Below are 4,629 nucleotides of genomic sequence, written 5' to 3'. Positions count from 1 at the left end.
CCCACACCCCTTTCACCAAATTTACTCCCTTCGCGCCGGAAGCCTAACTATTTAATAAACCACTAAGACACTAAGACACCAAGGAAGAGATAGATAATCTTCTACCGCAAAGGGAGTAATATCCAATTTAGATGCGCCGCAGCTTAGATAAGGAACTATTTTCCCAAACCCTGGCTAGTTGACACTCCCCATACTCGTTCCCCACTCTCCCAAATCTGTAAAACCACGGAAATTATCTTAAAAATTAGGATTTAATCTGATTCTTCTCTGTGAAGATACGATGAATTCTATATGGAATGTTTACAAAACCCTCCATAACTTAAAGAGTTGATGAAGGAATGCACTTTTCCTTGACAGTCATCTGACTAATTGATTATCTTGAATACATGGAAAGCGAAAAAGCTGAAATTAACAGAGGTAACTACCAGATATATCGAATCTTCACTCAAATCAACCAAGACATTCCTTAAAGAGTTAGTGAAGATTGAAAAAATCAGCAGATAACACAAATATTCGTGCAGTAGTCTAAGAAAAGACAAGCGCTGCTGAGTCAAAAATAAAGTCAACAACGCAATCCAAATCCAAATTGAGTTTTTGTAATCCTAACTGAGAGTTTAACGAACATGAAAGCTACCGTATCCCGTTTACTGACCACCGGATTTCTCGCTACTGGAGTTGTTTTTTCTTCCTTAATGGTAGGCTTCCAAGCCCCTGCATCAGCAACATCAATTTCATTTAACGCTACAGGAACTAACACATACGCAACTCGTGGAGTTTTTGATGGCCTGGGAGCATCAGTCCTTTTTGATGACGCTATAAACGCAGGAAAGTTAACAATTACCCTGAGTAACACAGGGCCAGGGGCTTCAGTACCTTCTGATATTCTCACCTCAATCTTCTGGGACTATGATAATGACAATACCGTCTTATCTAGCTTGTCCTTGTTTTCAGCTACAGCACCAACTGTAATTGGTGACACTCCAGGGACTAATGTCAATCTGCTTGGTTCTTTAAACGAATGGAAATTGCCAAATGGTAGCAATGGATCGTCAAACCTCTCTGGAATCAGCCAAAACTATGGTATAGGTACGGCTGGATTGGGGATTTTCCAAGGTGGTGGCGGTCAACAATTCAATTACGGCATCGTCAGCAATAATCCTTTCGACAGCGCCAATCCCGCTGTGGCAGGGGGGACTTTTATTAAAGGTTCTGCTACTTTCGTGTTATCAGGTTTGCCCACTGCCTTTGATGTAACCAAAATTGGCAATATTCGGTTCCAATACGGTACAGCCCTAAACGAACCAAGCCTTAGCGACACCACAGGGGACATCACAGGTGGCACAACAGGTACAACTACTGGAACCACTACAGGTACAACCTCTGGAACCACTGGAACCACTACAGGTACGACCACTGGAACCACTGGAACCACAACAGGTACAACCACTGGAACCACTACAGGCACAACTACTGGAACCACAACAGGTACAACCACTGGAACCACTACAGGTACGACCACTGGAACCACTGGAACCACAACAGGTACAACCACAGGTACAACCACAGGTACAACCACAGGTACAACCACAGGTACAACCACTGGAACCACAGGTACAACCACTGGAACCACTGGCACCACCACTGGAACCACTGGCACCACCACAGGTTCAACTACTGGTGGTTCAGTCTCGGTTCCAGAACCCAGCGCTGTGGCAGGTTTAGTCTTATTAGCTGGTGGATTGGCAGTATCCCGCCGTCGCAAATCTAACTAGATGATTCGGTTGTGGAAAAGTTAGAACCCGATTGAGTCAGATTAGTCGAGGTTAGAGGTTAAGTAAGACTTCTAACCTCTATTTTTATTAGCGTGATGGATAATAATGATTCTCGCGGACATTATTAAATAAAAGCGAAAATAACTTGCAGCTAGACTATAAGTTTGTTAATTTGGAAGTCCCGCAAGCCTCATTAAAGCTAAACAAATATAGGATAATGTTATGAGTTCGAGCGAGCAACTGTTCAAGATGAGCTGGTTGAAGAAGCTAGAGGAACTATTTGGCTTAGACTTGCGATCCCTAGCCTTGATGCGTATCTGTCTAGCCATACTAATTATCGTCGATCTGATCAAACGCTCCCAAGATCTGGCTGCTCATTATACAGATTTCGGTATTTTACCTCGCGGTCCCCTGATTGAACAATTCTTAAATCCCTTATTATGGTCTTTCCATTTATTCAGTGGAAAGTCCTTTTTTGAAGCTATTCTATTTATCTTGGCGGGATTAGTTGCTCTAGTCTTACTCATCGGTTACCAAACTAGATTATTTACCATCCTATCCTGGATACTTTTAGTCTCCCTCCAAAATCGCAATCCCATTATCCTTGATGGTGGCGATATTGAACTCCACCTACTTTTATTTTGGGGTATATTTTTACCATTAGGGGCATATTATTCTGTAGATAGTGCCCTCAATTCATCAGAAAAACCTTTGCCAACAAGAATACTTTCCCCAGCAAGTGTAGCCTTAATCCTGCAAGTTTGCCTGGTTTACTGGGTTTCGGCAATTCTCAAATCCGATCCAGTTTGGTGGAAAGAAGGGAGTGCCGCTTACTATGCCTTGAGTATCGATCAGCTAGCGACTCCCTTGGGTCATTTTCTCCTCAATTTTCCAGGCTTATTAACTATTTCCACTTTTATCACTATCTGGATTGAAGCTTGTGGTCCTTTCTTACTCTTTGTACCCATCGCGACACCTATTTTTCGCATAGCAGCGGTAGTAATATTTATTTCTCTACATGGAGGATTTGGACTGACATTAACATTAGATCTCTTTCCAGTTATTGCCGCCAGTGGATGGTTAGCCTGTCTTCCTAGTGAATTTTGGGATGGAATCTCTGCCAAACTCCAAACCCCTCAACGTCAGGGACTCCGGATCTATTATGATGGTGACTGCGGATTTTGTAAAAAGATGGTGTACATAATCCGCACCTGCTTAATCTTACCGGAAACACCGTTACTTCCTGCTCAAGATAACCCAGAAATTTTCACCTATATGAAAACTCAAAATTCTTGGGTGGTTGTTGACTGGAAGGAGCGCAAGCATTTTAAATTTGAAGCCATCTCTTATATATGTAGTTTATCTCCATTATTTTTCCCGATAGTTCCCTTGCTGAAATGGCAGCCTATCATGTCAATAGGTACAAACTTCTATGAGTGGGTGGCGAATAATCGCCGCACCGCATCCAAAGTAACAACCCATTTTCAATTTCGCCCTCTTGAAGTGCAAGTTTCATACTGGACAAATGCGATTGCGTTATCCTGTCTCGTTTGTATACTTTTATGGAATCTCAATACTATCGCACCTTCACTCTTTAAATTACCGAATTTTGTCACCTCGCTATCTTTTAGCTTACGATTAGATCAGCGATGGGATATGTTTGCCCCCAATCCACTCGTTGATGATGGGTGGTATGTGATACCAGGATATTTAAAAGATGGGACAGAAATTGATGTCTTTAATCATGGTAAACCTGTAACATGGGAAAAACCAGCTCTAGTCGCTGACACTTATCCCAACGGTCGCTGGCGCAAGTACATGCTAAACTTCTGGTATCCAGATAATGCTCGGTATCGCCCTTACTATGGCGGATATCTTTGCCGTGACTGGAATAGTCAGCATCAGGGAGGAAAGCAACTTGATCGTTTTAATATTTACTTTATGAAAGAGAGAACCTTACCCAACTATCAACCCCCCAAGGTGGAGAAAGTTTTTATAATGGATTATTACTGCTTCGAGTTACCCAAGGTGGAAAAGAAATAGAGTTATCGTTCCAGTCTAATTCTTCTATTTTACTAGATTCTATATGGCTGATTGCCACAGCAGATAGTTTCTGTAATTTTAGATACAAAAAGCGTCGCCGATTAATAGTACTATTCAGCAACGCTTTGCAAATTGAGTTTTGTAATCCTACACCAATTCTAACAGACTTCAGAGAAACTTTGACACCAATATTCCAAAATGAAAACTGTCACAGCAATAACCTCAAAAACCTCTATTTTCCACTACCCCCTCAGCTTGTAGTGCGATTGCTCTTAATTCCTCCAATGTTTCCGCACTAACAGATTGCCACAGGTTTCGCTGATGTGCCTCCAATAACCTTTCTGCCATATCGCGCAAAGCCCAAGGATTTTTCTCCTGAATAAACTTCTGCACCTTTGAGTCGAATAAATACGCATCAGCTACCCCCTGATACATATAATCTTCCACACAATTAGCGGTTGCATCGTAAGCAAACAAATAATCCACCGTTGCCGCCATTTCAAACGCCCCTTTATATCCGTGACGCATCACCCCTTCAATCCATTTCGGATTTATCACTCGGGAACGATATACTTTAGCAATTTCCTCTCGCAGGTGTCGCACTCGGGGATTTTCCGGAATCGAATTATCGCCAAAATAAGTATGAGGATTTTTTCCCGTTAACGCCCGAATCGCTACTGTCAATCCACCTTGAAACTGATAATAATCATCAGAATCTAATAAATCATGTTCCCGATTATCCTGATTATGCAAAACTACCTGCATATTTTTTAGTCGTTGCTGAAAGGCTTCCGGCGCAGCAACCCCCCCCAGC

3 protein-coding genes and 1 pseudogene are annotated in these 4,629 nt (G+C 42.2%); 3 read left to right on the top strand and 1 reads right to left on the bottom strand.

From position 1 onward, the window contains the following. Positions 1–623 precede the first annotated feature (623 nt). The 3 genes and pseudogenes from NJ959_RS30855 to NJ959_RS25930 form a co-directional block, all read left to right on the top strand. Positions 624–1,307: pseudogene (locus NJ959_RS30855) on the top strand (XDD4 family exosortase-dependent surface protein); the annotation flags it as partial. 21 nt (positions 1,308–1,328) lie between these two features. Next, positions 1,329–1,772 (top strand): PEP-CTERM sorting domain-containing protein, encoded by a 444-nt coding sequence (locus tag NJ959_RS30850; protein ID WP_373693711.1) that lies wholly within the window; start codon positions 1,329–1,331, stop codon positions 1,770–1,772. Between the two features lie 249 nt (positions 1,773–2,021). Beyond that, a complete protein-coding gene (locus NJ959_RS25930; RefSeq protein WP_254014648.1) occupies positions 2,022–3,815 on the top strand; it encodes a DCC1-like thiol-disulfide oxidoreductase family protein in 1,794 nt (597 codons plus the stop codon). A gap of 222 nt (positions 3,816–4,037) precedes the next feature. On the opposite strand, the gene NJ959_RS25925 is transcribed toward NJ959_RS25930, so the two are convergent. Further along, positions 4,038–4,629 (bottom strand): cobaltochelatase subunit CobN (locus NJ959_RS25925; RefSeq protein WP_254014647.1); only part of this gene is annotated, 592 nt, incomplete at its 5' end.

Source organism: Limnofasciculus baicalensis BBK-W-15, assembly GCF_024178385.1.
Taxonomy (GTDB): domain Bacteria; phylum Cyanobacteriota; class Cyanobacteriia; order Cyanobacteriales; family Coleofasciculaceae; genus Limnofasciculus; species Limnofasciculus baicalensis.
This window is presented reverse-complemented; position numbering and strand designations above follow the sequence as displayed.

Coding starts and splice junctions, on each gene's coding strand:
- NJ959_RS25930 (WP_254014648.1), top strand. CDS start 2,022: ATGAGCTGGTTGAAGAAGCTAGAGGAACTATTTGGCTTAGACTTGCGA.